The organism is Sphingobacterium sp. (genome assembly GCF_039596235.1).
Classification (GTDB): domain Bacteria; phylum Bacteroidota; class Bacteroidia; order Sphingobacteriales; family Sphingobacteriaceae; genus Sphingobacterium.
Genome location: NZ_JBCNKE010000005.1, coordinates 317,180 through 340,603 on the forward strand (window position 1 = coordinate 317,180; position 23,424 = coordinate 340,603).

Annotated in this window: 18 protein-coding genes; 8 read left to right on the forward strand and 10 right to left on the reverse strand. The window is 42.2% G+C overall.

Annotated features, from left to right (window positions below; translation table 11 throughout):
* The first annotated feature begins 15 nt into the window (after positions 1–15).
* Positions 16–2,847, forward strand: a complete 2,832-nt coding sequence (locus ABDW32_RS13260) for a hypothetical protein (RefSeq protein WP_343563131.1) — start codon at positions 16–18, stop codon at positions 2,845–2,847.
* On the opposite strand, the gene ABDW32_RS13265 is transcribed toward ABDW32_RS13260, so the two are convergent.
* From ABDW32_RS13265 to ABDW32_RS13275, 3 genes are read right to left on the reverse strand one after another with little or no spacing between them, the layout of a single operon-like run.
* Complete coding sequence (locus ABDW32_RS13265; protein WP_343563133.1) at positions 2,844–4,226, reverse strand: hypothetical protein; 1,383 nt, start codon at positions 4,224–4,226, stop codon at positions 2,844–2,846. The genes ABDW32_RS13260 and ABDW32_RS13265 overlap by 4 nt on opposite strands.
* Positions 4,227–4,236: 10 nt before the next feature.
* Positions 4,237–5,040 (reverse strand): hypothetical protein, encoded by an 804-nt coding sequence (locus tag ABDW32_RS13270; protein ID WP_343563135.1) that lies wholly within the window; start codon positions 5,038–5,040, stop codon positions 4,237–4,239.
* A gap of 23 nt (positions 5,041–5,063) precedes the next feature.
* Positions 5,064–5,582, reverse strand: a complete 519-nt coding sequence (locus ABDW32_RS13275) for a hypothetical protein (RefSeq protein ID WP_343563136.1) — start codon at positions 5,580–5,582, stop codon at positions 5,064–5,066.
* A 211-nt stretch (positions 5,583–5,793) separates the two neighbouring features.
* Here ABDW32_RS13275 and ABDW32_RS13280 point away from each other — a divergent pair, with 211 nt between their 5' ends.
* Entirely contained in the window at positions 5,794–6,831 is a 1,038-nt protein-coding gene (locus ABDW32_RS13280) for an acyltransferase (protein ID WP_343563138.1), read from the forward strand.
* 174 nt (positions 6,832–7,005) lie between these two features.
* Here the strand turns inward: ABDW32_RS13280 and ABDW32_RS13285 are convergent, their stop codons facing one another.
* The 3 genes from ABDW32_RS13285 to ABDW32_RS13295 form a co-directional block, all read right to left on the reverse strand.
* On the reverse strand, positions 7,006–8,247 hold the full coding sequence (locus tag ABDW32_RS13285; protein WP_343563140.1) for an amidohydrolase: 1,242 nt from the start codon (positions 8,245–8,247) through the stop codon (positions 7,006–7,008).
* Positions 8,248–8,372: 125 nt separating this feature from the next.
* Positions 8,373–9,713: an amidohydrolase gene (locus ABDW32_RS13290; RefSeq protein WP_343563142.1), complete on the reverse strand. Its 1,341-nt coding sequence runs from the start codon at positions 9,711–9,713 to the stop codon at positions 8,373–8,375.
* A 132-nt stretch (positions 9,714–9,845) separates the two neighbouring features.
* Positions 9,846–10,706, reverse strand: a complete 861-nt coding sequence (locus tag ABDW32_RS13295; protein ID WP_343563144.1) for a helix-turn-helix domain-containing protein — start codon at positions 10,704–10,706, stop codon at positions 9,846–9,848.
* Between the two features lie 211 nt (positions 10,707–10,917).
* Between ABDW32_RS13295 and ABDW32_RS13300 the strand changes: the two genes are divergently transcribed.
* The 3 genes from ABDW32_RS13300 (at position 10,918) to ABDW32_RS13310 (ending at position 13,393) form a co-directional block, all read left to right on the forward strand.
* Positions 10,918–11,595: a response regulator transcription factor gene (locus tag ABDW32_RS13300; RefSeq protein ID WP_343563146.1), complete on the forward strand. Its 678-nt coding sequence runs from the start codon at positions 10,918–10,920 to the stop codon at positions 11,593–11,595.
* Positions 11,592–12,878: a HAMP domain-containing sensor histidine kinase gene (locus tag ABDW32_RS13305; RefSeq protein ID WP_343563148.1), complete on the forward strand. Its 1,287-nt coding sequence runs from the start codon at positions 11,592–11,594 to the stop codon at positions 12,876–12,878. The genes ABDW32_RS13300 and ABDW32_RS13305 overlap by 4 nt, the downstream gene beginning before the upstream one ends.
* A gap of 65 nt (positions 12,879–12,943) precedes the next feature.
* A complete protein-coding gene (locus ABDW32_RS13310) occupies positions 12,944–13,393 on the forward strand; it encodes a PepSY-like domain-containing protein (protein ID WP_343563150.1) in 450 nt (149 codons plus the stop codon).
* An 81-nt stretch (positions 13,394–13,474) separates the two neighbouring features.
* Here the strand turns inward: ABDW32_RS13310 and ABDW32_RS13315 are convergent, their stop codons facing one another.
* From ABDW32_RS13315 to ABDW32_RS13325, 3 genes are all read right to left on the reverse strand, one after another.
* Positions 13,475–14,491, reverse strand: coding sequence for a DUF4625 domain-containing protein (locus ABDW32_RS13315; protein WP_343563152.1), 1,017 nt, complete (start codon positions 14,489–14,491; stop codon positions 13,475–13,477).
* Between the two features lie 60 nt (positions 14,492–14,551).
* Positions 14,552–15,028, reverse strand: coding sequence for a DUF4625 domain-containing protein (locus tag ABDW32_RS13320; RefSeq protein WP_343563154.1), 477 nt, complete (start codon positions 15,026–15,028; stop codon positions 14,552–14,554).
* Positions 15,029–15,096: 68 nt separating this feature from the next.
* The gene (locus tag ABDW32_RS13325; RefSeq protein ID WP_343563156.1) at positions 15,097–17,262 is read right to left on the reverse strand and encodes a TonB-dependent receptor; all 2,166 of its coding nucleotides are present in this window, start codon (positions 17,260–17,262) and stop codon (positions 15,097–15,099) included.
* Positions 17,263–17,533: 271 nt separating this feature from the next.
* Between ABDW32_RS13325 and ABDW32_RS13330 the strand changes: the two genes are divergently transcribed.
* Positions 17,534–18,007 carry a hypothetical protein gene (locus ABDW32_RS13330; RefSeq protein WP_343563158.1) on the forward strand — a complete coding sequence of 158 codons (474 nt, stop codon included), beginning with the start codon at positions 17,534–17,536 and terminating at the stop codon, positions 18,005–18,007.
* A gap of 217 nt (positions 18,008–18,224) precedes the next feature.
* On the opposite strand, the gene ABDW32_RS13335 is transcribed toward ABDW32_RS13330, so the two are convergent.
* Positions 18,225–20,651: a TonB-dependent receptor gene (locus ABDW32_RS13335; RefSeq protein WP_343563160.1), complete on the reverse strand. Its 2,427-nt coding sequence runs from the start codon at positions 20,649–20,651 to the stop codon at positions 18,225–18,227.
* Positions 20,652–21,012: 361 nt separating this feature from the next.
* On the opposite strand from ABDW32_RS13335, the gene ABDW32_RS13340 reads away from it, so the two are divergent.
* A complete protein-coding gene (locus tag ABDW32_RS13340) occupies positions 21,013–21,747 on the forward strand; it encodes a hypothetical protein (RefSeq protein WP_343563162.1) in 735 nt (244 codons plus the stop codon).
* Positions 21,748–21,781: 34 nt separating this feature from the next.
* Positions 21,782–23,359, forward strand: coding sequence for a signal peptidase I (gene lepB / locus ABDW32_RS13345; RefSeq protein ID WP_343563163.1), 1,578 nt, complete (start codon positions 21,782–21,784; stop codon positions 23,357–23,359).
* The last annotated feature ends 65 nt before the right edge of the window (positions 23,360–23,424 follow it).

Here is a 23,424-nt window from a genome sequence, read left to right on the forward strand (position 1 = left end):
GTTGAACCGTACGATATGCCAATAAGAAGCCGTTGGATTTTCCTGTTTCTTTTTTATTTTGCTGTTTTGTTATCCATAGCGAAAAGTCAGCAACAGTACGATATTACGTATTATTTTGAACGTGATACAATACAAATTACATCTTCACAAACATTCTCCAACAAATTAAATATTAGTAATCGCACAGATAGACCAATTGAATTAAAGCCTACAGCAGCCAACACTGCGGCTCTTCGGGGCCTAATAAAATTGCCGCTGTCGATTACTTTAAAGCCCAAAGAAACGAAGTTGTTTCCGCTAAAATATATCGCCGATCGCCAGACCATTGCTGAGGGAACACAAACCTTTACAATCGGATTTGAATCGAATGATCCCTCAATAAAAATACAGGAACATCAGTCTTTTTATACACAGTTGGCTATGGAACAGTCTTTCCTCATACAGACCGAACAAGCTGAATATTACCTGGACCAGGCCACGGGGCAGACACAATTTTTAGTGCGGGCGATCAATCGGGGGCTGGTACCGCTGACGGCTCAGTTGCGTTTTCCTAACCTTTCTCCTGATCTGGAGATCATTGGTGAGATCATGCCATTCACCATAGCCGCGGGAGGTCAGTCTTTGTTGACTTTTACGGCCCGGTTGCGGAAAAAAAATACAAATGTGGATTTTGATGTTGATATTCAGGCCATCGAGGGCGGTGGTAGCGTGTTGGCCACCGATCGTATCCGTGTAATGACCGTGGGAAGTGTAAAGCGTTTCTTTTCCAATATGAATTTGCAAAATCAACCTTTTGACAATCGTGCTGCTTTACGTTATATCAATCTGGGGAAGGACATTTCAGTTTACCAGTTGCAGGGGGATGGCAAAATTGAGCTGAACAATAAGGATAAATTGAGCTATCGAATGAATTTAGATTATTATCAAGATCAACGCACCTTTAATCTATACGATACGTATCTGGATTATGATACCGAAAAGTGGGGGGTAAAACTGGGTAATATTTATGAAAATCTTGATCAGTTTATCAATGGACGTGGTATAAAAGGGACCTACAAATTCGATCATCGGCGTTCCCTCAGTTTGTATGCAATCCAGAACAATTACATGTTGTTCACGGAGATGGATAATCCAATTTCTGGTGGGGACATTGTTGGCCTTAAATATGCTATTCAATCCGACAAAAATCAGGAGAACAGCATCGCTTACTTACATAGCAATAATGACTATCGTGGTGTGCGCAGCAGTCTGTTCAGTGGTAAAGGTGCTATTGATTTAGGCAATAATAATAGCCTTTTCTTGGAAGGAGGCACAAGCATCGAGCAGGTTGAAAGCGGAAATAATAGGCTAGCCGTAGCAGGGGGTATAAATTACAATAACGCCTTTCGTAACTATCAGATTACAAGTGTCAACTATTATAGCTCACCGTACTATGTGGGTCTGCGCAGAGGTCTTACCCAAACAGATTCGCGTATAACGATGTTGCTGGACAACGATCGAAACCTCTCTGCCCGGATCAGCTATATGGATAATAAACCAAAGTACCTTACTGGAGACAGAAACTATTTTTTTAATAATGCTTCAAGGATACTGATTTATGAGTTGGGGTATCATACTGGCCTTGGAAAGTTGCAACTTGATCTTAGGCCCTATTTTATGGCACAACATGCTGCATACCAGAATTGGTGGGGAATGGCAACTAATCCGGTGAACTGGAAATCGAATTCCCTTCGTACAGTAGCCGATCTTAATTTTTTTACCTCAAAGCACCGGTTCTCGCTGCAAACAGATTATGGATATACCTACAGAAATACCTCCAATAGACCTATTGCGCCATTTCATTCGGTCCGCATCAATGGTAATTATACGAATGCATTTTTTGGATTTAATACATTTATCCAGATTAATCCGTACTACTTAAGTGATCTTTTGGCAACCAGCGTAAATTCGAATTATAGCATTTATTCATTGGGACCAAATACGCAATTTTACGCCTTTAATAATCAGCTGCATGTACAGCTTTCGACCATGTATAGCTATTATGGTTTCTCCCGAAGTAATAATCTGTCGGTAAATGGTCATGTCCGCTGGCAGATAAAAGATAATTGGAATCTGACAGCCGATATATTCTATACCGCAATAAGCGGAAAATCGTTGTTTCTTGTAGATCCGAATTTACCGCCTGATCCTAACCCATTGAATAGATATTCTTTTAATAACAGACAGATTCGACTGGGTATAGAAAAGAATTTTGGTCGACGTGCCGGTCAGAAAGGTCGTAAGCTGGAACTTACTTTTTTTGAAGATGGTAATAATAATGGTATAAACGATGGTAATGAAGCCAAAGCCCAGGCCGTTTTGGTGCGAATTGGAAAGGAGGTGGCACTAACAGACGAGAAAGGTCGTGTGAAATTTGTGGATATGGTGGCCGGCCCATATAGCGTACAGGTGGAGAATGGCAAAGGCTGGGTCTCGCAGGGGCCAATCAATGTATTGATGACTAAAAATCAGCGGTTGGAAATTCCACTGATAAAAACAAGGCCATTAAAAGGCCGTATTAAGATTGTCGAGAATAGGTATCTAAAATCAAGACCGCAGCTAGGGGGAATAAAAATAACCGCTGTAGACCGCCAAGGGAAAACCTACAGTACATTAAGTTCTGAAAACGGTGAGTATGTGCTGTATCTTCCATTGGGGAACTACCGCATAGCTGTTGTTACCGAAGGAATGCCCTTCTCGATCGAAAATCAAAATTGTGAGATCGAAGTAAAAACGGATAAGGATGCTGTGATTCCCGATTTTAACTATCGGGATGAGCGTAGAAAAGTTGGTGTTAAACGCTTTTAAGGAGCGACAAAGCTAAAAATAATATTGGCCGAATAGGCACCGGGAGGCTTATTGAGAAGCATACTTGTCGCGCTCGCAGGGATACTGTAAAGAATGTTGAGATTACGGTCTATCACAGGGTCGGCATTCTGGATAAGCTGCTGGGCTGTGGTGGATAGGGTAATGGTATTCATGCCGCCTTGACCAGCCATTGGACCAATGCGCAATACATTTAATGGGATACTATTGCCTCCTGAAGCAAAGTTTGTCGATGTCGCGCGCACGTAAAGGTTATATGGCGTGGTTTTACTCACCTTAAGATGGGCGGGCATATTTAAATTGACACCATTCTTATAATCATTGGCTGTTGCAAAAGCAAGATTGACGGTTTGTTGATTGGCAACGATTTCGCCGAGGTCGCTTACGACGACAGAGAGGCTTCCGTTTGCCTGTGCCTGTAGGCTGCCACTGGGATAGGCTGACGATAGTTTGTTCCAGCTGTAGGTTAGCGGAACAGTATATGTGCCTGCCTGTACAAAGTTTGTTTTCAGTTGGCTTGCTCCAATACGATAGGAATAGGTCAAGGATTGATTGTTGTTGGTCGGAACAGCGATACCACTGGTATTGGTCAAAGACTGATCCGTGGTGGATAGAGCCCCGGATGTCGCATTCGCAATGCCCGTTAAGGTTGTATTCACGGTTGAGACAGGAATAACCGGTAATGCATTATAGGCTGAACTGGTGCTAAAGCTAAATTGAGTATTCCCAGTTTTAATACTTGGTATATAAGGGACGGTGGTCGATAGCGGTATAACGCTGTTACTACTGATGCCATTCGCAGCACGATAATAGCTCAAATCATTGATTAAAATGCTCGTTGTACCGATACTCGCCGGGGGACTTATAAATCCGGGGACACTGATGGAGAAATCTTGGCTCGGGGGTGTAATGCTGCCGCCTAAAATGCCTGAGGCGGTAAGCGATAGCGTAGTCTTATAAATGCCTGCAATCCATGTTTGATTTGCCGTAACAAAACGTGAGTTGAGAATAACCGGTCCTGCAGCAACACTTACTGTGGCTAGCGAACTGACTAAAACCTGATCGGTAGTTGATAAGGTGACATCATTACTTGATCCGAGAAGCGAAAGGTTGTTAATTTTTTCTAGTTTAAGGTGTGTTACATTTAAGGGGACTGTTCCCCCGCCTGTTGTACTGACAAAACTCGTGCTGTTAATTGCCCGGGTACTGATTGTTGGGAGCAGGGCAAGTAAAGTAAAAGAATATTGGCCACCGGTAAAACTTTCGATGTAGTCCGTACGCCCTTGGATATTTGCTTGCGGCAGATTAATCGTGACTTGTGCCCTAGCAAGAGATATACAGTGACCTATACTAATCAACAATGTAGCAAAACTAATATGTAATTTCCTTCTCCGCAATTTTTAAATCATATTGGCTGCCTGCGTCAAGTATCGCAACCGCGAGATATCGACCGGGGGCAAGTTTACCAGGTAGGTCTACACGGACCCATTGTTCGGAATCGGGAAGCATTGCTATGCCCACAGCGTCCACAGGTGTCTCTTCTCCCGTTTCTATATTGGTCAGCTCAAACCGTACATAAGCATCCTTATTGAGCTGGCCTGTATTTTTAACCTTGACTTCCATCCGGCGTACAGCGTTACTGCCCTGAACAGTAACAGCGCCTTTATCTTCATAGGCAAGAAATTCCAGATCACCAGCTTTTAAACCTGTTGGTGTATGGTATACTTGAATACCGACCTCAATCAGGACGTTCATCTGCAGTCCATTTGCCTGCGCAGCTTTTTGCTCTTTAACCTGCGTAAAGAAAAGCATGGTATGGCGCTGCTGTTTTGTTGTCGGATGATCAGGGATTGTCATGGAAAGATTGACCACTTTTGTTTCCCCAGGAGCGAGCTGTACCGTATTTTCAGATAAGGTAAGCCACGAAGCATTTGACCCGGCATTATTCCCTATGGCATAATACCGTTTGCTGCCCAAGGAGTCCCGGTCCCAGTCTTTCAGGTTTGCGATAAAGGAAAGTGTGCTCGCGGACGTATTGTTAAAGGTAATGGCCTGACTGACGGTCTGTCCGGCTTCACCGGTAAAAAATATCCGGGAAGGTGAAATGGAAATACCCTGTCCGTGGACCAGGGTATTGCATATCAGGATAACACATACTGCTAAATAATATCTCACGAATAAAATGTTTAGTCAGATTTTTATTGTTGTGTCGCTGTATAAGTTACTGTAGTGCTATAAGTCGATCCTGCAAGGTTTAATAACGATGCCGGATTTGAGATCGTATAATCCACGGTATAGATTGCACCTGTGGATGCCGTCGAACCATTGACCAGAGGAGCAGCAGTAGTGCTAAGTGGTACATTGGCAACTGGAGTTCCACCATTGGCAGTTGCAGCCGGTACAGTGACTGTAACAATATTTAGTGCAGGTCCACCAGCTGGTGTAAATGTTCCACCAGCGGTTACCGTAAGGTCATAGGGCTTATTGCTGACCACCGTAAAATGATTCGCTTTCGTGACCGTTTTTGACGCGGCATAATCGGCGGCTGTGGTATAATCGAAATTTACTGTCGGATCGGCGCCTAAGGTAATAGAGATGGCATCGGTAAGATTAATATTGACAGTGACGGGACCCGATGTGGCAGTTTGCGCTTTTGCTTGAAAACCGAAGCATATGGCGGCGACGGCAATAAAGACTATTAATAGGTTCTTTTTCATAATTTCCTCGTTTTACGGATATAATATGAGTAAAGTTAATCAGGATACAAAGGAAATACAATGTAGGATAGTCACATAATGATGTTATAAATTAGAGGATGTATGCGCGTTTGCAAGTCGAATTTACAGTAGTAAATAATGAGGTTTAGCGTACTCTTTTTTGGAATCATTATCCGAAACTATAAATCAAACCGCCTATATTTGCGCTCAAATGGCTGAATCCAAAAGAATCTATCAAATTGATCTGTTTCGCTTTATCGCTGCATCCGCAGTGGTACTGTATCACTATTTATATCGGGGATATAAAGGCGGAAATATGTCTTTGCTGCGGTTCGATGAGATTGGGGAATATTTCAAGTATGGGTATCTTGGTGTAGATCTTTTTTTTATCATCAGCGGATTTGTGATCGCCTTTTCCATAAAACATCGTTCGCTGCCAAAATTTTGTTATTCACGTTTTAAACGTTTGTATCCGATGTATTGGATCTGCTTGATCCTAACATTTGTGATCTCTTATTTCTTTGGCGCCCCGCGTTATCTGGTTACATTCAAACAGCTTTTGGCCAATTTTACGATGGTTCAGGAACTGCTCGGTCAGGGTAATATAGATGGCGCCTATTGGTCCTTATATGTGGAGTTGAAATTTTACCTCATTATAGCCATATTTCTTATTATAAACCGGTTTAAGCAGATCAGTTTGGATTATCTGGTCTACTTTTGGTTGTTATTGTCAGGATTGCGCCTGTTTATTGGCCCATCAGCTATTTATGATGCCATTCACCACTTTTTCATGCTGGATTGGAGTACTTATTTTATTGCGGGCATTGTCTTCTGTCAAATTTTCCTACAGGGCCCAGCGCTGAAGCATTTTATTGTATTGTCCTGCTGCCTGTACCTGTCCATCGATGGAGCGATTGGTCGCATCCACTGGTTAGCAAGGACATTCCATAGTGATTTTTCTCCCTATATTATTGCTGCGACAATCGTTGTATTTTATATGGTTATGTTATTAGTCTCCTGTAAAAAGCTGCAATATCTCAATTCGCCAAAATTTGTCAAAATCGGGATGCTAACTTATCCCTTATACCTTATTCATCAGCATATTGGTTTTATTATTTTCAATCGGTTTCATGAACATGTAAACAAATATGTACTTGTTTCTGCTGTTACACTCCTGATGTTGGCTGTTGCTTATATCTTAAGCGATTGGGTAGAGCCTCGTATCATGCGGCTCTTTAAGCGATCGTAATAACTCGAGTTTGTGTTTTCGGTTTTTTATCAATCATGCTGTACTTCTATACGCGTTATCTCCCGATTGGGAAAGCTAGAGGAATTCATGTATGAGAAGAAGCAATGGTTGAAGAAAAAAATCCCGGTTTTATCTAACACCGGGATTTTCTGTTTTTCACAATATATGTAGGGCTCATTTTTTCCAGTAGAATGCACCTTCATGGGCCAGGGCCATGGTTGGGGATATGCGCGAAACAGCTTCTGCAGAACAGCTTGCGTCGATCAGTACAAACTCGGCCCTGTCATTCACTCTCGGCCATTGCATAAGACCTTTGTCATCCAGTGGCAAGGTATTGTGTGTTGCAAAGCGGAGTGTCCTTGATAGGTCAAACTCGGATCTCCATCCATATATTTCGCCCATTAAATTGGCCTTTGCTAACATATTTCCGGGGCCGAATGTACTCCAATAGTCTTGTACATTGTCATTCCCGACCAAAACGTCAACACCATGCTTCAACAGCGTTGGAATAGGCATGACCAGGTCGCCAAAAGGGATAGACGAGACAATGCCAACTTTGGCCGCTGCTAATTTTTCAGCAATACGCTCTACTTCGGCTACCGGTAACTGGGCCAGTACAAAGGCATGGCTCACAAAAGTGCGCCCCTGTAGCTTCGGATGCTGAAGCGCCTGTTCGGCAAGGTATTCAATCGTGTGTATACCTTCTTTTCCACCATCATGCAAATGGATGTCAATCCCTTTATTATTGTCAAGCGCTAATGTTACCGTATAATCGAGTACTTTTTCAATATTTTTATCGATCCCATAGGGATCTACCCCGCCAATAAAACCCACACTCGGCATCTGGGCTACATCCTTCATGAGTGGCGCAGAGTCGGTATAAAAAAATCCATGTTGCGGAAAAGCGACCAATTCTGCCTTGAAACTTTCCTTGCGCTTGTCCAGTGCTTTTTGGAGATTTTCCAGAGAACGGAGCCCAGAAGTGGTTTCCACATTAAAATGTGTCCGTGCGAAGCTGGTACCATAGCTTTGCAACAGGTCAATCAGTTGTTCTGCCCGTGTGGTCGATGTCTTAAGTAATTCAGGGATAATTTCCTGTTCATAAGCAATCATCTCCAGCACCGTTCTCTTTTTGGGAGATTGTGCTTGCCATGGTAGTCCATACCATGTTTTGTCCAGATGGACATGCATATCGCTGAAAGCGGGCAGCATTAAATAACCCTTAGCATCAACTGCTGTGGTATGTTGTGGATTATTTGGAAATATCCTGGTAATTTTTCCGGCATTGACTTCTATACAGAAGAGTTCAGTTTTAGTTGCGTTTATCCCTTTCTCATCGGAAATATATCCCGTTTCCAAAAGGACGTTTTTAAGTGTATAGTTGCCCTTTAGCGGGGCTGTATAAGGGGTTGACATGATGTTTAATACTGTTTTAATAGCAATTATAGGTCACAATGGGGCAATCAACTGCTTATAGTAAGCAATTGACCGCCATTGTGTATAAAAAGATCTAGTTCGTGATAATATCGCTTGTCTGCAACCTAGTAGACAATATTGCCCTGGTAGATAAGGGACCCTACGGGTGAAATCCGTGAAACGGCTTCTGCCGAACAGCTGGCATCGATAAGGACGATATTGGCATCATCACCGGCTTTTGGCCATTGCTGTTTTCCTTGGTCATCCAATGGAATCGGGCCGGCTGTAGCCAGTTTCAGCATGCGTGATAAACCATACTCTGTGACCTGTCCATAGACTTGTGCCGCCATATTGGCTTTTTGGAGAACACTTCCTGTACCAAAAGTATTCCAATGATCGACAATACTGTCATTTCCCGTCATGACGGTGACCTTATTTTCTAGCAGTGTAGGGATAGGCATAATGAGTCCTGCAAAAGGAATGGTTGAAACAATGCCGATTTGGGCAGCACCCAGCTTTTCAGTTATTTCCTGTTGTTTGGCCTTTTCCAAACGCCCCAGTACAAAACAGTGGCTGAGGTAGGTTTTGCCTTTCAGCGCCGGGTTTTCATTTACTTTTTTGATCAGATACTCGACCGTTTTTAGTCCCGATTCTCCGGACTCATGCAAATGGATATCAATTCCTTTGTTGTGATCCAGTGCCAGCTGTACGGTAAAATCCATCGTTTTCTCAATGGCGCCATCGATGGTAAAAGGATCTACTCCGCCGATAAAATCAATATCAGTCTTGGCTGCTTCCTTCAGGTAGGGTACGGAATCGGTGTAATACACGCCATGTTGCGGAAAAGCAACGAGTTCAGCACCGAAACTGTTTTTTTTGTTTTCCAATGCACGCTGTAGGTTATGTAAGGACTCCAATTTGGAGGTAGGTTCAATATTTACATGGCTCCTTGCGAAAGCTGTACCTTTGGATTGCAGTAGTTCAATTAGTTTTTCTGCTTTATAGGTTGAATTTTTAAGCAGTTCAGGAAGGAGCTGTTGTTCGAGTGCAATCATGCCTTTTACACCGCCTGCTCCACGTCTTACAGCTTGCCATTTATCACCGTAGAAGGTCTTGTCCAGATGAATGTGCATGTCTCTAAAAGATGGAAGCATCAATCTGCCCTTTGCATCTATGGCATTAGTGTCGGTACTGTTGGAACTTATTTTTTTGATTTTCCCGGCTTCGATCTGCACGGAGAAAAGACCGGTTTTGGTTGCGATCACTTGGCCATTGCCATCATACTCAAAACCTGTTTCCAGCAGCACATTTTTTAAGGTATAACTTTTTTTGCCTTGATGTCCGTCCAACATGGACTGATGGGCTATTGAACCAGCTTCTTCTGCGTATAGCATCCCGGGGATCAATGTTGCTCCAGCAAGCGCCAGGGCTGAGTTGCGGATAAATTCCTTGCGTGTAAGCGCCATTGGTTTCATTTTATTTCCTATTTACGTTACAATCTAAGTGAGTGATCCATAAAGTGGATCAATTTCTATAGACAAAGATATATACACTAAGCTTTCGTATCACTGGGCAATTTCTGCCATTTCTTGTGTGATTTATCTCTTTTCCCTAAAATCACTCGGACTTACACCGGTCTGTTGTTTAAAGAAATTGGAAAAATAAGCTTGGTCTGCAAAGCCCAGTTCAAATGTAATTTCCTTAATGGATGATTCCGTGCTTTGGAGCAGGCGCTTTGCTTCAACACAAATTCGTTGGTGGATAAGCTGGGTGGCAGATATTTTCAGGTGCTTTTTACATAGAATATTGAGATAATTAGGAGAGATATGAAGCTTGTCCGCATAGAAAGCGACCAATTTTTGTTCCCTGAAAAACTCATCGATAAGCAGGTTAAATTTGGCAAGCCGCGGGACAGATTGATAGACTTTAAATTCGGTGAATACATGCTCTGCTTCTCTGCTGACAATGGCAGCGATCACACCGGCACGGGCCGTAATCAAAGGAATCAGCGAATGCTCGCGTTCCAGCTCCTTTTTAACGGATTCAAATTCATAATGTAGCTGAATGAAGGCCTCCTTGGTCAGGTCGATGACCGGATGATTCTGATAATTGGTAAAAGAAAAACGAAAAAAAGGGGCAAAATGCTCAAAAAACGACCGCTCGATCATCAATTGATAGCCAATAGTTCCAGCATATATATGCCATTTGTGCATCTGGCCGGGAAACAGTACATGTACCTGATGATCTTTAATGGGATAATCTATCGAATCAATGGTATGTACACCGGAAGCTTTATCAAATAAATTGATAATAAAAAAATCGTGCTTATGCGCTTTGTCTATCAGCCTTTCGCCATGTAATTCATTGAAAAGTAGCTCTTCACGGCCGGCGGTCTGTTCTTTGCGAAACCCTTCCAATCCGATGATAGGGGCCCAGATGTTAGCATTACGTTTGTCCATAGTAGATCATCTAAAACCTAAAATACGAAAAGCGCTTTGTTTTTTCGCTTATATGTAAAAATAAACCAGCATAGGCATAGCAGTGGGCCTTTATAGGCAACTAAGAATAGCCATTTTCCTAATTCTTTCCTAAATTCGAAATACATTTGTAGCGGTAAAGTAATATCCGGGGGGAATAACGTTGAAATTCGGTAATAAAAAACAAAGTCCAATGAAAGTACTTGTAATTGAAGATGAAGCAGATTTGAGGGAAACCTTGAAAGATTCGTTGATTAAAGAGGATTATATTGTAGAGACCGCGATTGATTTTCGATCAGCACTGGATAAGGTTTTGGTCTATGATTATGACTGTATCTTATTGGACATTATGCTCCCAGGTGGAAGTGGGTTACAAGTGCTGGACCGGTTGAAAAAGGAGGGGAAATCGGATAATGTTATCATTATCTCCGCCAAAGATTCGTTGGATGATAAGCTACAGGGGCTGGAGCTTGGTGCGGATGACTACCTGACCAAACCCTTTCATATTGCTGAATTAAATGCGCGGATTAAAGCGGTACTGCGCAGAAAACAACGGGATGGCAAGAATACATTGGAAATGGGTAATCTCGTACTGGATCTAAACGAACGTAGCCTTGCGATTGCCGGTGAACCCGTACCGCTAAATAGAAAGGAATTTGATATCCTTAATTATTTTTTGCTGAATAAAAATCGTCTCGTTAGCAAAAATGCACTGGCAGAACATGTTTGGGGAGATAATACGGATCAAGCAGATAATCTCGATTTTATCTATTCACAGATAAAGAACTTGCGAAAAAAATTTTTAATAAGGAAAGCGGAAGTTGATTTTGAAGCGGTCTACGGAATAGGATATAAACTTGTTGAGAAATGAAATTAGCCAATCAAACGCTTAAATATCTCTCGATTTCGGTGCTGGTCGTCATTGCAGTATGGTCGACCATTTTTTATTTATTTATGCTGGAGGCGATCCACGATAATATAGATGAGGAATTGGAGAACCAAAAACGCTTAATTATTCAGGAACTGGCTTCTGAGACCATTGTAGCTCCGGATCTGGAATTTGGAATTAACAATTATAAGGTACGTGAAATTTCCGAACAGCAAGCGATCAAAATGCAAAATGTGTATAGAGATACGATGCTGTATATGCAGGATGATGATGATCCAGAACCCGAATTGGAACCCGTACGTATGCTGACCACAGCGTTTGAACATAAGGGACACTATTATGAGCTATCGATCATCAACTCAATGATCGAGGAAAGTGATTTGATCAAGAACCTGTTTTATTCTGTCCTGATTTTATTTGTCCTCTTGGTCGTGAGTATTGTCTCGATCAACAAAGTCGTGATACAACGGCTATGGAGCCCCTTATATCGATTTTTAGATCAGCTCACCAGATTCCGCTTGGGAAAATCTGACGATAAACCCGCTATGGATACAAACATCAAGGAGTTTAAAGATTTACAGCTTGCTGTAAACACACTGATCCACCATAACGAGGAAACGTATGAACAGCAAAAACAGTTTATCGGCAATGCCTCACATGAGTTGCAGACACCTCTTGCAATTATGATCAACAAGTTGGAAATGATGGCCGAAGCAGAAGGGTTGCAGCCTGAACAGTCACATACGCTCGGCGAAGTACTGAACACTGCGGAAAGACTGGTGCGACTGAATAAATCATTATTGCTGCTCAGCAAGATCGAGAATAAACAATTTCTGCATAATGAAGATCTCTCTATCAATGAGCTGGTAACGCATATCACCGATGAATTGGAAGATATCGCCGCGTTTAAAAATATTAAAATCAGTGTCAGTCAACAAGATGAACTTAAGGTACGATTAGACAGCTCCCTCGCCAATATCATGGTGTCGAATTTGATCCGTAACGCCTTGTTTCATAATCTGGATGGCGGGGATGTAAACGTGACCGTTCTTGAAAATACACTTATTGTTGCCAATACGAGTGCGCAGGCAGCGCTGGATAAGGAGCAGGTGTTTTCACGGTTTTATAAATCGGACGCTGCCTCCCAAGGTACGGGACTGGGGCTAGCAATCGTCCAGGCAATATGTAATGTATATGGTTTTTCCATTTCCTATCGGTATGAGAATAGTCAGCATCTATTTAAACTGGATTTTCGCCCAACATAAATTACATTCCCAAATCTTTACAGAATCGTGGTTTTACTTTGTAATACATCAAAAATAGTAACATCATGAACCGTAAAACAATATTAAGTGCATGTCTTCTTGCACTCTCAACAATGGGAGCGTTTGCTCAGGATATTCCACAAAGTCAGGTGCCTGCTGTGGTCGTAAATAGTTTTCAACAAAAGTTTCCAAAAGCCAAAGGGGTAGACTGGGAACTGAAAGCAGGGTTTTATGAAGCTGAGTTTGAAACAGGTCTGTTTGGAACAGATCATGAAGTCTGGATTCAAAGTAATGGTAAGATTGTCCGTCACAAAGAGGCGCTTGCCAAAAATGATTTGCCAAAAGCTGTTATGGCAAAGATGAAAAGGGATTTCCCGGGCTATCGCATCGAGGATGTAAACAGGATCAGTGAAGAGCAAAAGATTACGTATGCATTCGAAGTAAAAAGTCGGACAGACGAATGGAAACTTGTAGTAGATGCCAATGGAAATGTGCTAGGAAAACGAAGAAACTAGGCCTCGGCAAACGTAGACAAAAACACCTTGTTAAAAGTGCTAACAAGGTGTTTTTTTTAAAAAATGCTCTTTCTTCCGAAATTAGTCTTCACCCTCTTCGGCATGCAATTCGAAAGATAGGCGAATAATGTCCTCCCCAGGATATTTGGTTGCATAATCTGTACGATTCCAGTCTGCTCGGGTAATAGTCGCTTTGGTTGCAGAATCCTTAAATTTTCGTAGAACGAATACAAGCTCCTTTTCACCTGCATTGTCTTTTCCGGCAGTAAAATAAGACGTAATACCAGTGGTTTCAATAGCGCCTGTTACTGCGGATCCATCACCATAGGTCGTTTCCTTCGGTTGGAAGATAGCGCCAGTGACGCTATTGCCAGAATTTAGAATAAAAGCACCACCAGTTAAGAACGCTTTGTATAAAGTGGCTGTCGCTTTATCTTTAATATATTGTCCCTGAATTTCCTGACCAGTGGCATCAAACTGTTTGAAGTCAATTTTATAAATTCCGTCTGGTTTAAGGTGAGCGTGTCCAGCTACTGCCTTGCCGGAATTGTCAAAGATGATGGATGAGGGTTCTACATGATCTTTATCGGCAAGGTCATGAAAATGATCACCATGTACGGAACCTTTGACTTCCGTAAAAATAAGCTTATAGCTTGCTTTCACATTCACATCTGATGCTTGAATGGTCAACGGAGATTCTACGGTCGTCGTGTTGCCGGCCTTATCCGTCACAGTCAGGTGAAAATGATATTGACCGGCTGGAACTTCAGAGGGTATGTCGATGTGCTCATGAAAAGTCACATTTTTTTTGCCGACATATTTTTCGTCGGTATAGACTTTGGCAAATTTGAAAGTGCCACCTTCCTGGTGGATATCGATAACAATCTTGTCGATAAGTGCTTCGGCCACAATATCACCTTCAAGATGGAGATCTTCGCCTGCTTTTACTGTTTTATTATTGCCAGATCCGATTTCTAGGGTGCCGATCTCAGGTTTTGTTGCAACGGGAACATCGGCATTGTCTTTCTTACAGGAGGACAGAAAGCCAAAGAAAAGCGCTGTAAGCAGTAATAAAAAGTGAATGTTTCTGGTTTTCATGTTTGTTGATTTAAATGTTATGATAGAAAATAATTGAATTGTTTTTCTGTGAGGACGCTCTTATTCAATAATACGCACGCTGATCCCACGTTGGCTGCTCCAGCCGGACTGATCCGTCACCCGGATCATAAAGTGATAGTTGCCGGGGTCAACATCCGCAGGGACATCAATCTGAAGCTGGGCATCGTACTGTTGTGGTTGTCCCGGTATATTGACAGATTTGACCAGAACAAAAGGTTTAACGGGTTTCTTGATGGGTTCTAATGTACATTCCTCCACCTCGGTACTGTGCGAATGATGGTCAAAATTGTGATGAACGTCGATACTGTAGCTGCCCAGGGCGATATTGTCTGATAATTGTGCGCGAAATGTAACAGTTGATCCGCGTTTGATTTGACTGCATTGTTTTGGAAAGGCGGTCGCCCCACTGATATCTATTGTTGGTTTTTCGCTGTCAATATTTTCCTTTTCTTTTTTACAGGCGATGGTGGAGACCGTGATGAGGGCCACTAGTGCATATTTTTTTAGTCTTTGCATATGTTTATTTATTTTTTTATGATTAGTGCGTTACGCGTTTTTTATCAATCAATTTATTAGCTTCGGTTTTACTCTCCGAACGGTATTCCGACAGATAAGATGAAATTTCGCCCTTGTTCAGGTAGTGAGATCAGCCGGTAGAAACTGGTGTGATTCATATATGCTGTGTCAAAAATATTCTGGATCTGCAAGCGCAATTGGAGCGCTGACCGTCCCAAGGAAAGCTGCGCTCCCGCGCGCAGATTGAGTACCTGATAGCCTTTTGTTTTTTCCTCTGGCGGTACAATATGCTGCTGGCTAGCGGTCCATTTGGAGTCTAAAGAGAGATAAGGGGCCTTAATATAGCGGCTACTTCTTGGAGACCAACTTACATCCAATACCAGCGAGGGCGGAGGAGAGAACGGTAACGTATAGCCTTTTTTGCTTCCCGAAAGTTGTTTGGATCGAACATATTCCCCCAGTAATTCTATTTTAAGAGCGTCTAAGGGGCGATACTCCACATTTAGTTCGGCTCCATAACGCTTTACTTTACTTTGGGCATATTCAAAGATTTGATTACCGGCCCCATAATACTGGTCATAACCCGATGTTGGATTGAGATAGATGTAATTGGAGAAATAATTGAAAAAAGGCGTAAATGCGATATTAGCACTTCCGATAGATCGGGCTACAGAGAAGTCCATTTGGTAGGATTGCTCTGGGGAGAGGGAAGTATTTCCCTTTTCGTAACTGAAATAATGATAATTTACACCATTGGCCGCAAGCTCCTGCGCAAGGGGGGCGCGAAAACTTTTACCGACGTTGAGTTTCGTTTCCCATTGGCCTATTTGTCGTGTCACACCAAGGGACCAAACGAGGCTATGGAAACTCCGTCGAAGTTCATCCGCCCGGACAATATGGAGAGATTGATTATTTTCCAGTCTGGACGTAAACCAGTCCTGATAGGGAAAGCTGTGCATATTGCTGTGGTCATAACGTAAGGCACCGTAGAGTATGGTTTGCTCGTTGATCGTATAGCGGTCGTGAACAAATATGCCTACTGCTTTTTGTCTGTAAGCCGGGATAAGGAAACTCCAACCATCAATGTTATTAAGTTGTTGCTCAGCATTCCCGCCTATAGTCAGTCGATGTGACGCCAGGTTAAATTCGTCCTTTAGTGTAATATGATAGATCTCTTTATCATACAGCCGTTCGAGGTTCATCGGAATGTCCATGTCCTGCGGGTATACCGGGGGCATATATCCATGTGCCGTGTAGTTGTTGAATTCCTGGCGATAATTTCTTTGGTAGCCAAGATCCAGCCAGATCTTATGTATACCCCGTGTAAGATAATTTCGGCTAATGAGTTTAAAATGGTTAACCTGCTGACTTGGATAAAGGATATCCCGATCAGAACGGTCGTATAGCGCTGTATCTACACCTCGCGGTTCAAGACCATGCGCATTGGCGAAAAAACCGATTTTTGTATGATAGTTACTTAGATAAAGTATAGAAGAAAATCGCTCGGATACATAACCCGTCCGGAGTTGAAAACTTGTTTCCCTTCCCGCGGTATTACGCACCTGCCGATTTTTTAAACGGACGGCATAATTGTAAACATAGACCGTATCTGTAGGTACACGGTAGTCGGCATAATCGAGATGGGTCACTCCACCGCCGAAAACCCAGTTGTTCTTCCTACCTTGGAGTTGTAACGCAGCGCCATAGCTGGCATTATTGGATCTTGTAAATAGGTTGGCATGACCTTGCAAGCCATTTTCTTGTGGCGCTGTTGGCGAGGATAGACGGATGACACCAGCAATGGCATCTGATCCGTACATAAATGAACTCGCACCTTTAATAATTTCGACTGCGCCTACGCCGAACTGATCAATTTCCAGCCCATGATCCAGTCCCCATTGTTGTCCTTCATGCTTGATTCCATTTTCGACGGTGGCCACCCGGTTAAAGCCGAGGCCTCGGATTTGCGGTTTGGATTGACTTGCGCCGATGCCTATGGCATTGACTCCGGGTACTCTATCTAAAGTCTGCATCAAACTGCCCGCTTGATATTTCTGTAGTGAATCATTGTTCAGGATAGCTACAGACATTGCTCCTTCAGCTGATTGTCCATAACGTTTTCCTTCGACCCGTACCTCCTTTAGTCCAACAGTTTTTGTGACTTTTTCCTGTGCATGGTTAGGAACCGACAGTATAGACGTTAATAAGAGTGTGAAAATCCTGCGTTTGTTCATCAACCGAGTTAAGTTTTTGTAAATTGTATATTGTATATTGCAATTAAGTTGCAACAAATATAGGTAAAAAGATATTAAAAGCAACTGTGTTGCATAATTGTGTTGAAAAAATAAATACCTGAATTCAGTGATAGAAAAAAGATTGAGGTTCAACTATCTTTGGATAAGTTAGTTATGCGGATGTAATGGTCTGGGTAGAAACTAGGGGCTGACTAACGAGCAAAGGACTTTTATTCTTATAGAGATTAGTAAACCCTAAAATATAACAACAATGATGAAACAATTCTTAACAGGTATCTTAACCGTAGCGGTACTGACAATGTCAGGTTGTAATTCAGGAACAAAGGATCCTGTAGCCTACAACAATTCAATTATCACGGTCATCAATGGCAGTGAAAAGCATATTGAGGCGATGAATGCAGCAATGAATGCAGCCGATTATGCAAAAGCAGAACAAGTGCGCACAGATTGGGAAAAATCCTTGAACGCGGATATTAAGAAAGTAGAAGATCTGGGCGATTTTAAAGGCGATGCCAGCTTTCAAAAAGCGCTACTCGACGGCCTGAATGGTTACAAAAAAATTGTGACCGAGGATTATCCAAAGCTGATCGAATTGCGAAAAAGCAAAAATCCCGATGCAACTACTGAATCAACACTACTGGATAATATCAATAAAGCCTTCGAAAGCATGAGTAATGGCGTAAATAAAGCATCGACCGAATTTGAAGGTAAATACAAGGGGTAGAAACGAGTCTTTCGCTGATTAAGATGTAAATTTAGGATGCTCACAGCGTGCTGAATAGGAAAATCTCTGGTAGAGGGACTGGTTAAAAATTGGAAAACGGGGCTATCCAAGCATTGGATAGCCCCGTTTTTACTTGATTTTCGCCCCATCTGCCCAAAGCATCAATCAGATATTCGAATATCAAAGGGTTTGACTTGACTTTTAGGGCAGTTCTTTTCTAGAAATCAATACTGTAATTGACTGTAAATGTACGTCCACGGCCCTGATAGTAAAACATTTCCGGGACTTTGTAGCCAGCATAAAGAAGTTGGGCCCGTTGACTCCAGATCGACTGATACTTGGTATTTAGAAGGTTTTGAACACCTGCATTAAAGCGGCCATATTTGGTTGTATAAGTGACAAACCAGTCAACAGCATTGTATCCTTTTAACTTTTTGTCATCTGCATCTTTGAGATCCAGTATCTGGAGCATCTGTAAACGGGTCGACCATTCTCCATAGGTATAACCCGCATATACATTGAATTTATTGGAACTGGCATAATTAATATCTTGTTTTCGCCATTCACCTTCAATTCTGTTTTTTGAATTAATAACCAAAGTATTGGCTCCGACCAGGATATTTTTGATTCTGTAATCAATCTGTGCCTCGATACCGATATTACGGATCGGGTTGTCTTTTACCAAGATCTGGTAGGTACTGCGGTCGCTCTCCACAGATTTGTTGGACTGACTTACAAATCCAGATAATTGAACTTTTAGGCCGCCTTGATTGAGTCGGTAGCCCAATTCAAACTGATTCGTTTTTACACCTTGCAATTTAGCTTCGGCAATATTAATACTCGACTGTAATATATAATGTGCTGCATTAGCATCATATTTGTAGGTACCATAACCGAAATACTTTGCGGGGTCGGCGAGTGAGACGCCTTCAGCATAACTTATCCAGGTCTGTTGTTGTGCATTGATTTTGTAAAGTGCACTGGCATTGATCGTGGTCATCCCATAATTACTTTTTCCACCGGGTATCTGATCGGCGGATTTGCCCATGCCAAAAGCAAGTAAAGCCTGCTGTGTATTGCCTACAAAATCTGCTACATCAATGGCGGCGTTCTGATAGCGTATGCCCGCCGATAATTTCAAGGGATCAGCGACCTGATACTCTGCTTGTACATATCCAGCCAATGATTTTGACTTGATGGTGGGATAACGACCGACAGCATAAATCTGTTCATTCACTAATCCGCCTGATGTCAAGGCCTTTGGAATATCGTAAATAGCTTGGGTAGCCTCAAATTTTTCGATATCTAAATCAGTTCCATAAGATAAGTTTAGGCGGCCCAACTCTTTGCTCAGCAAAAGTTTCATACCTGTGTAATCGGTATTTTGACGAGAAGAGGAGGTATATATGGTTTTGCCCTGCTGGAGGCTGATATTATTTGGAAAGGGGTAGAAATCAATTTTTTCTGCTCTACTTGCAATTTGTACATAAAGATCCTGCCCCCCGAGAATGTTATTGCCAGTATAGTTTAGCGTTCCCATCCATCGTTTGGTACCTGGGTTAACGGAAGATTTAAATCCATCTCTCATTTCCAATAGATTTCCGTTACCAGGAGTGAATGCTTTGATGCTGTCTCCAAGAAATAAACTACGGTCACCATTAAACTTTGAATTATAGTATTGGCCAAAAACAGCAATTTTATGCTGGGGATTGATACGATAATTGAATGTTCCCTGAAGGTCCATTGATCTATTGTATTGGAGGTCGGTTTGAGAGATATCGGTGAATATTTGCTTATTATCTGCGCCGTAGGTCGCTCCATTCTGCTGATATGCGAAAGCGAGCCTGCCATCAATTTTTTCCCCTTTTGCTTGGACGGATTGTGCAATACGCCAATCGGCATCGCCACCATGACGGAGACCTGATCGTACACCAGCCTCTGTGGAAGCTCCCCAACCATCTTTTAAAGCTTTTTTTGTAATGATGTTGATAATCCCTCCGGTTGCATTTCCGCCATAAATTGAGTTGGCTCCAGAAAGGACTTCTATCCGCTCAATATTGAAGGGGTCTATGGCATCGAGTTGACGGCTTATTCCACGTAGGCTATTTAGACTTACGCCATCAATCATGACCAACATACTACGGCCCCGCATATTCTGTCCATAGTTCGTCCGTCCTTGTGGACCCACGTCCATGCCTGGGATCAGTAACCCAAGCATTTCTTTAATTGGGACACCACTTTTGGCTTGCTGCTGTATCTGTTCGGAATTTACCAGCCAAACGGTACCGGCAACTTCGGAGATATTAGTCGGTTTGCGATTGGCTACAACAACGACTTCGTCCAAATGATGACCTTCATTGATCTGAAAATCCAATTGTTTTGAGTCTTCGCTTTGTATCGAAAATACACTGAATTCCGACGATTTGCCAAGATAACTAGCTTGCCCTTGATAGGTCCCCGGTTTGACAAAAATAGTATAGAATCCGTTTTCATCACTCCGGGTCTTACTTTCTTTGGCAAAAGTGATTGTCGCTCCCGGTATGGGCTTTCCTTCGCCATTTTTTACGTATCCCTGAATTTTCTGGGAATAACCCAAAGTTATAGTACCTAGTCCTAATATAGAGAGCAGAAATCTTTTTTTCATAAGAGCTGTAAAATCATTCTTGTTTGGGGGACAAAAGTAGTTTATAATAAATCTAAATAAAAGTGTTTTTTAAAAAAATATGATTTTCGATAATGAAGATCTTGAGATTAGTACCTGTTCAAATCTTTTCGGATTTGAATTTCTTATCAGGTTTGGGAATGACTTGTATATCTGCTCGGAAAAGTTGATGCTAGCTGGGTATATGTTTTCTGTCCAAGGTTATACTTATCGAGGGTAAGGTTGTCGCATGGAAGATATTTGTTGCCAAAAGAAGAGGATTTCCTTAAGAAAGGTTAAACCTGGAAGAATTATAGTTGAATCATGTATTTTTATGTAGCTTTACAGGTATAAATAGTGGTTTATGAGACTGATACCAAATTTTAAGACTGCTTTTTTTGTATTTTTTTTATTGGGTTCAACTGTACTTCATGCCCAGGTGGCTGAGACAAATGCAGATTATCTTGTATTGATGAATGCGGACACGCTGTACGGAAAGATTTCTTCGGTCAAGGATCGTAAACTAAAATTTGAGAATCTGCAAAAAGAAAAGTTGACATTTACGCCCGATCAGGTGTTCCGTGCCTATTGGAAATCCAAAAAGAAAGTGTATGCACCGTCCTATGTAGAAAATGGACTGGAACCTCTGCCGGGAACTTCTCCACAGACCTATCAGATTCGTAAGGCGCCGGACCTGGAGCCGACTTTTGCTGAAGTACTCGTTGATGGGGAGATTATGGCCTACTATGTCTCTGAACTGCATTTCGGCGGCAGTGGTGGAATGATGATCGGGAGCGGTGGTGCGGCACCTATGATTGGAGTGGGTTTTACCAAGTCAAAATATGCTTATGCACTCAAGAAAGCAACAGGTGAAGTTATTGAAATAAATAGTAATTCGAGCGGCCTATTTAGTGGGAACAAGAAGAAACGGACACTGACATTGGGCCGTCTGATAAATGATGAGCCTGAATTATTTGCCGAATTTCAAAAGGAGCCGAAATATAATTATGATATATTTATTAAATATATCATGAGATACAATGAGTTACAACAGGCGAAAGCATCACCGTTGGATTCATCCAGATTATTTATTTATTAACGTTTATCTATTAACATTTCGATAAAAAGAGAATATGGCACTTATTATTTTTAGTGTACTGACCATTATTGCCGCATATGGTTTTTGGCTTTTGTTTGAGAAAGCGGGACGTCGTGGCTGGGAGGGGATCGTTCCGGTTTATAGCCAATGGATTCAGGCACAGATCACCAACAGACCTGCCTGGTATATTGCTTTGCTGATTGTCCCTATTGTGAATGTCTTTGTCTTTTACAACTTATACCTAGATTTTATCCATTGTTTTGGCAAAAGAAGATTTTGGGAAAACTGTGCTGCGGTATTGTTACCATTTATTGTGTTGCCGCTATGGGGGCGGGATAAAAATGTTCAGTTCCTCAATGGAATTTATGCCAAAAAACTTAAAGCGGTAGGAGGCGAAGAAAAGGCAATGACAAAAGAGGAGCAGCTAGCCTTATTGCACGAATCCTATAATGAATTCAAAGTTAAGTATCCCTATAAGAAATCCATGGTCCGTGAATGGGCAGATGCGATCGTTTTTGCAACTGTTGCAGCAACATTGATCCGGGGTTTCTTATTGGAAGCCTTTATGATTCCTTCAGGTTCCATGCAACAATCGCTTTTGATCGGGGACTATCTATTTGTGAGTAAATTGAATTATGGTCCCCGAATCCCCAATACGCCTATTGCATTTCCTTTCGCACATCATACGATGCCTGTTATTGGTGGAAACGCATTTTCGGAATTGATTGAGCTTCCATACAAACGGCTTCCGGGGTTTCAGCAAATCAAGCGGAATGACGTTATCGTATTTAATGCGCCAGCAGGAGATACCGTAGCGATCGAAAACCAGGATCAGCCCTATTATGACCTGGTCCGTTCAATGGGCTATAATGCCGTCCATCAGCAATTTACCATTAAAACCCGTCCTGTAGATAAAAGGGAACATTTGATTAAACGCTGTGTTGGAATGCCGGGAGATAAGATTAGCATGCAGAATGCTGTACTGTATGTAAATGATCAACCTGGCTTTGTGGCACCGGAAAGTCAGATGGATTATATCGTGATGACCGATGAAACAGGTCTGGATGAACAACGGTTGAAAGATATGGGAATCGAGGTGACGCTGGTTCAGCCCGGAGCATATATTGTTTTTTTGACTCCGGAGCAGGTAAAAATGGTGAAGTCATGGTCTAATGTCAAATCCATGCAAATGAATCTGAGCAAACCAGGGGAAGCTCAAGCCAATACATTTCCAAATGATCCACAGTACAAATGGAACTACGATAACTTTGGGCCTTTTGTGATTCCAAAGAAAGGGATGAAAGTTATTTTAAATGCGCAGACATTGCCTCTTTACGAACGCGCGATTCGGGTCTACGAGCATAATAGTTTGGAGAAGAAGGCCGATGGCATATACGTAAATGGGAGCAAGACGGACTCTTACACCTTTAAAATGGATTACTATTGGATGATGGGGGACAACAGGCATAATTCGTTGGATGCCAGAGACTGGGGCTTTGTTCCCGAGGACCATATTGTGGGTAAAGCTTTATTTACCTGGATGAGCTGGAATGCAGATGGGGCAGGGCTCTCTAAAATCCGTTGGAACCGGATTTTTAAGGGGATAAAATAAAATGAACCAGGAAGATGTCCAGAAGAGCGGTCAGCCCTTGGAACATTGAATATCCGAAATGAGGT

Excerpts from the sequence above, each read along its gene's own strand:
- ABDW32_RS13260 (WP_343563131.1), top strand. The coding sequence starts at position 16 with ATGCCAATAAGAAGCCGTTGGATTTTCCTGTTTCTTTTTTATTTTGCT.
- ABDW32_RS13275 (WP_343563136.1), bottom strand. The coding sequence starts at position 5,582 with ATGAAAAAGAACCTATTAATAGTCTTTATTGCCGTCGCCGCCATATGC.
- ABDW32_RS13280 (WP_343563138.1), top strand. The coding sequence starts at position 5,794 with ATGGCTGAATCCAAAAGAATCTATCAAATTGATCTGTTTCGCTTTATC.
- ABDW32_RS13285 (WP_343563140.1), bottom strand. The coding sequence starts at position 8,247 with ATGTCAACCCCTTATACAGCCCCGCTAAAGGGCAACTATACACTTAAA.
- ABDW32_RS13290 (WP_343563142.1), bottom strand. The coding sequence starts at position 9,713 with ATGGCGCTTACACGCAAGGAATTTATCCGCAACTCAGCCCTGGCGCTT.
- ABDW32_RS13295 (WP_343563144.1), bottom strand. The coding sequence starts at position 10,706 with ATGGACAAACGTAATGCTAACATCTGGGCCCCTATCATCGGATTGGAA.
- ABDW32_RS13300 (WP_343563146.1), top strand. The coding sequence starts at position 10,918 with ATGAAAGTACTTGTAATTGAAGATGAAGCAGATTTGAGGGAAACCTTG.
- ABDW32_RS13305 (WP_343563148.1), top strand. The coding sequence starts at position 11,592 with ATGAAATTAGCCAATCAAACGCTTAAATATCTCTCGATTTCGGTGCTG.
- ABDW32_RS13310 (WP_343563150.1), top strand. The coding sequence starts at position 12,944 with ATGAACCGTAAAACAATATTAAGTGCATGTCTTCTTGCACTCTCAACA.
- ABDW32_RS13315 (WP_343563152.1), bottom strand. The coding sequence starts at position 14,491 with ATGAAAACCAGAAACATTCACTTTTTATTACTGCTTACAGCGCTTTTC.
- ABDW32_RS13320 (WP_343563154.1), bottom strand. The coding sequence starts at position 15,028 with ATGCAAAGACTAAAAAAATATGCACTAGTGGCCCTCATCACGGTCTCC.
- ABDW32_RS13325 (WP_343563156.1), bottom strand. The coding sequence starts at position 17,262 with ATGAACAAACGCAGGATTTTCACACTCTTATTAACGTCTATACTGTCG.
- ABDW32_RS13330 (WP_343563158.1), top strand. The coding sequence starts at position 17,534 with ATGATGAAACAATTCTTAACAGGTATCTTAACCGTAGCGGTACTGACA.
- ABDW32_RS13335 (WP_343563160.1), bottom strand. The coding sequence starts at position 20,651 with ATGAAAAAAAGATTTCTGCTCTCTATATTAGGACTAGGTACTATAACT.
- ABDW32_RS13340 (WP_343563162.1), top strand. The coding sequence starts at position 21,013 with ATGAGACTGATACCAAATTTTAAGACTGCTTTTTTTGTATTTTTTTTA.
- lepB (WP_343563163.1), top strand. The coding sequence starts at position 21,782 with ATGGCACTTATTATTTTTAGTGTACTGACCATTATTGCCGCATATGGT.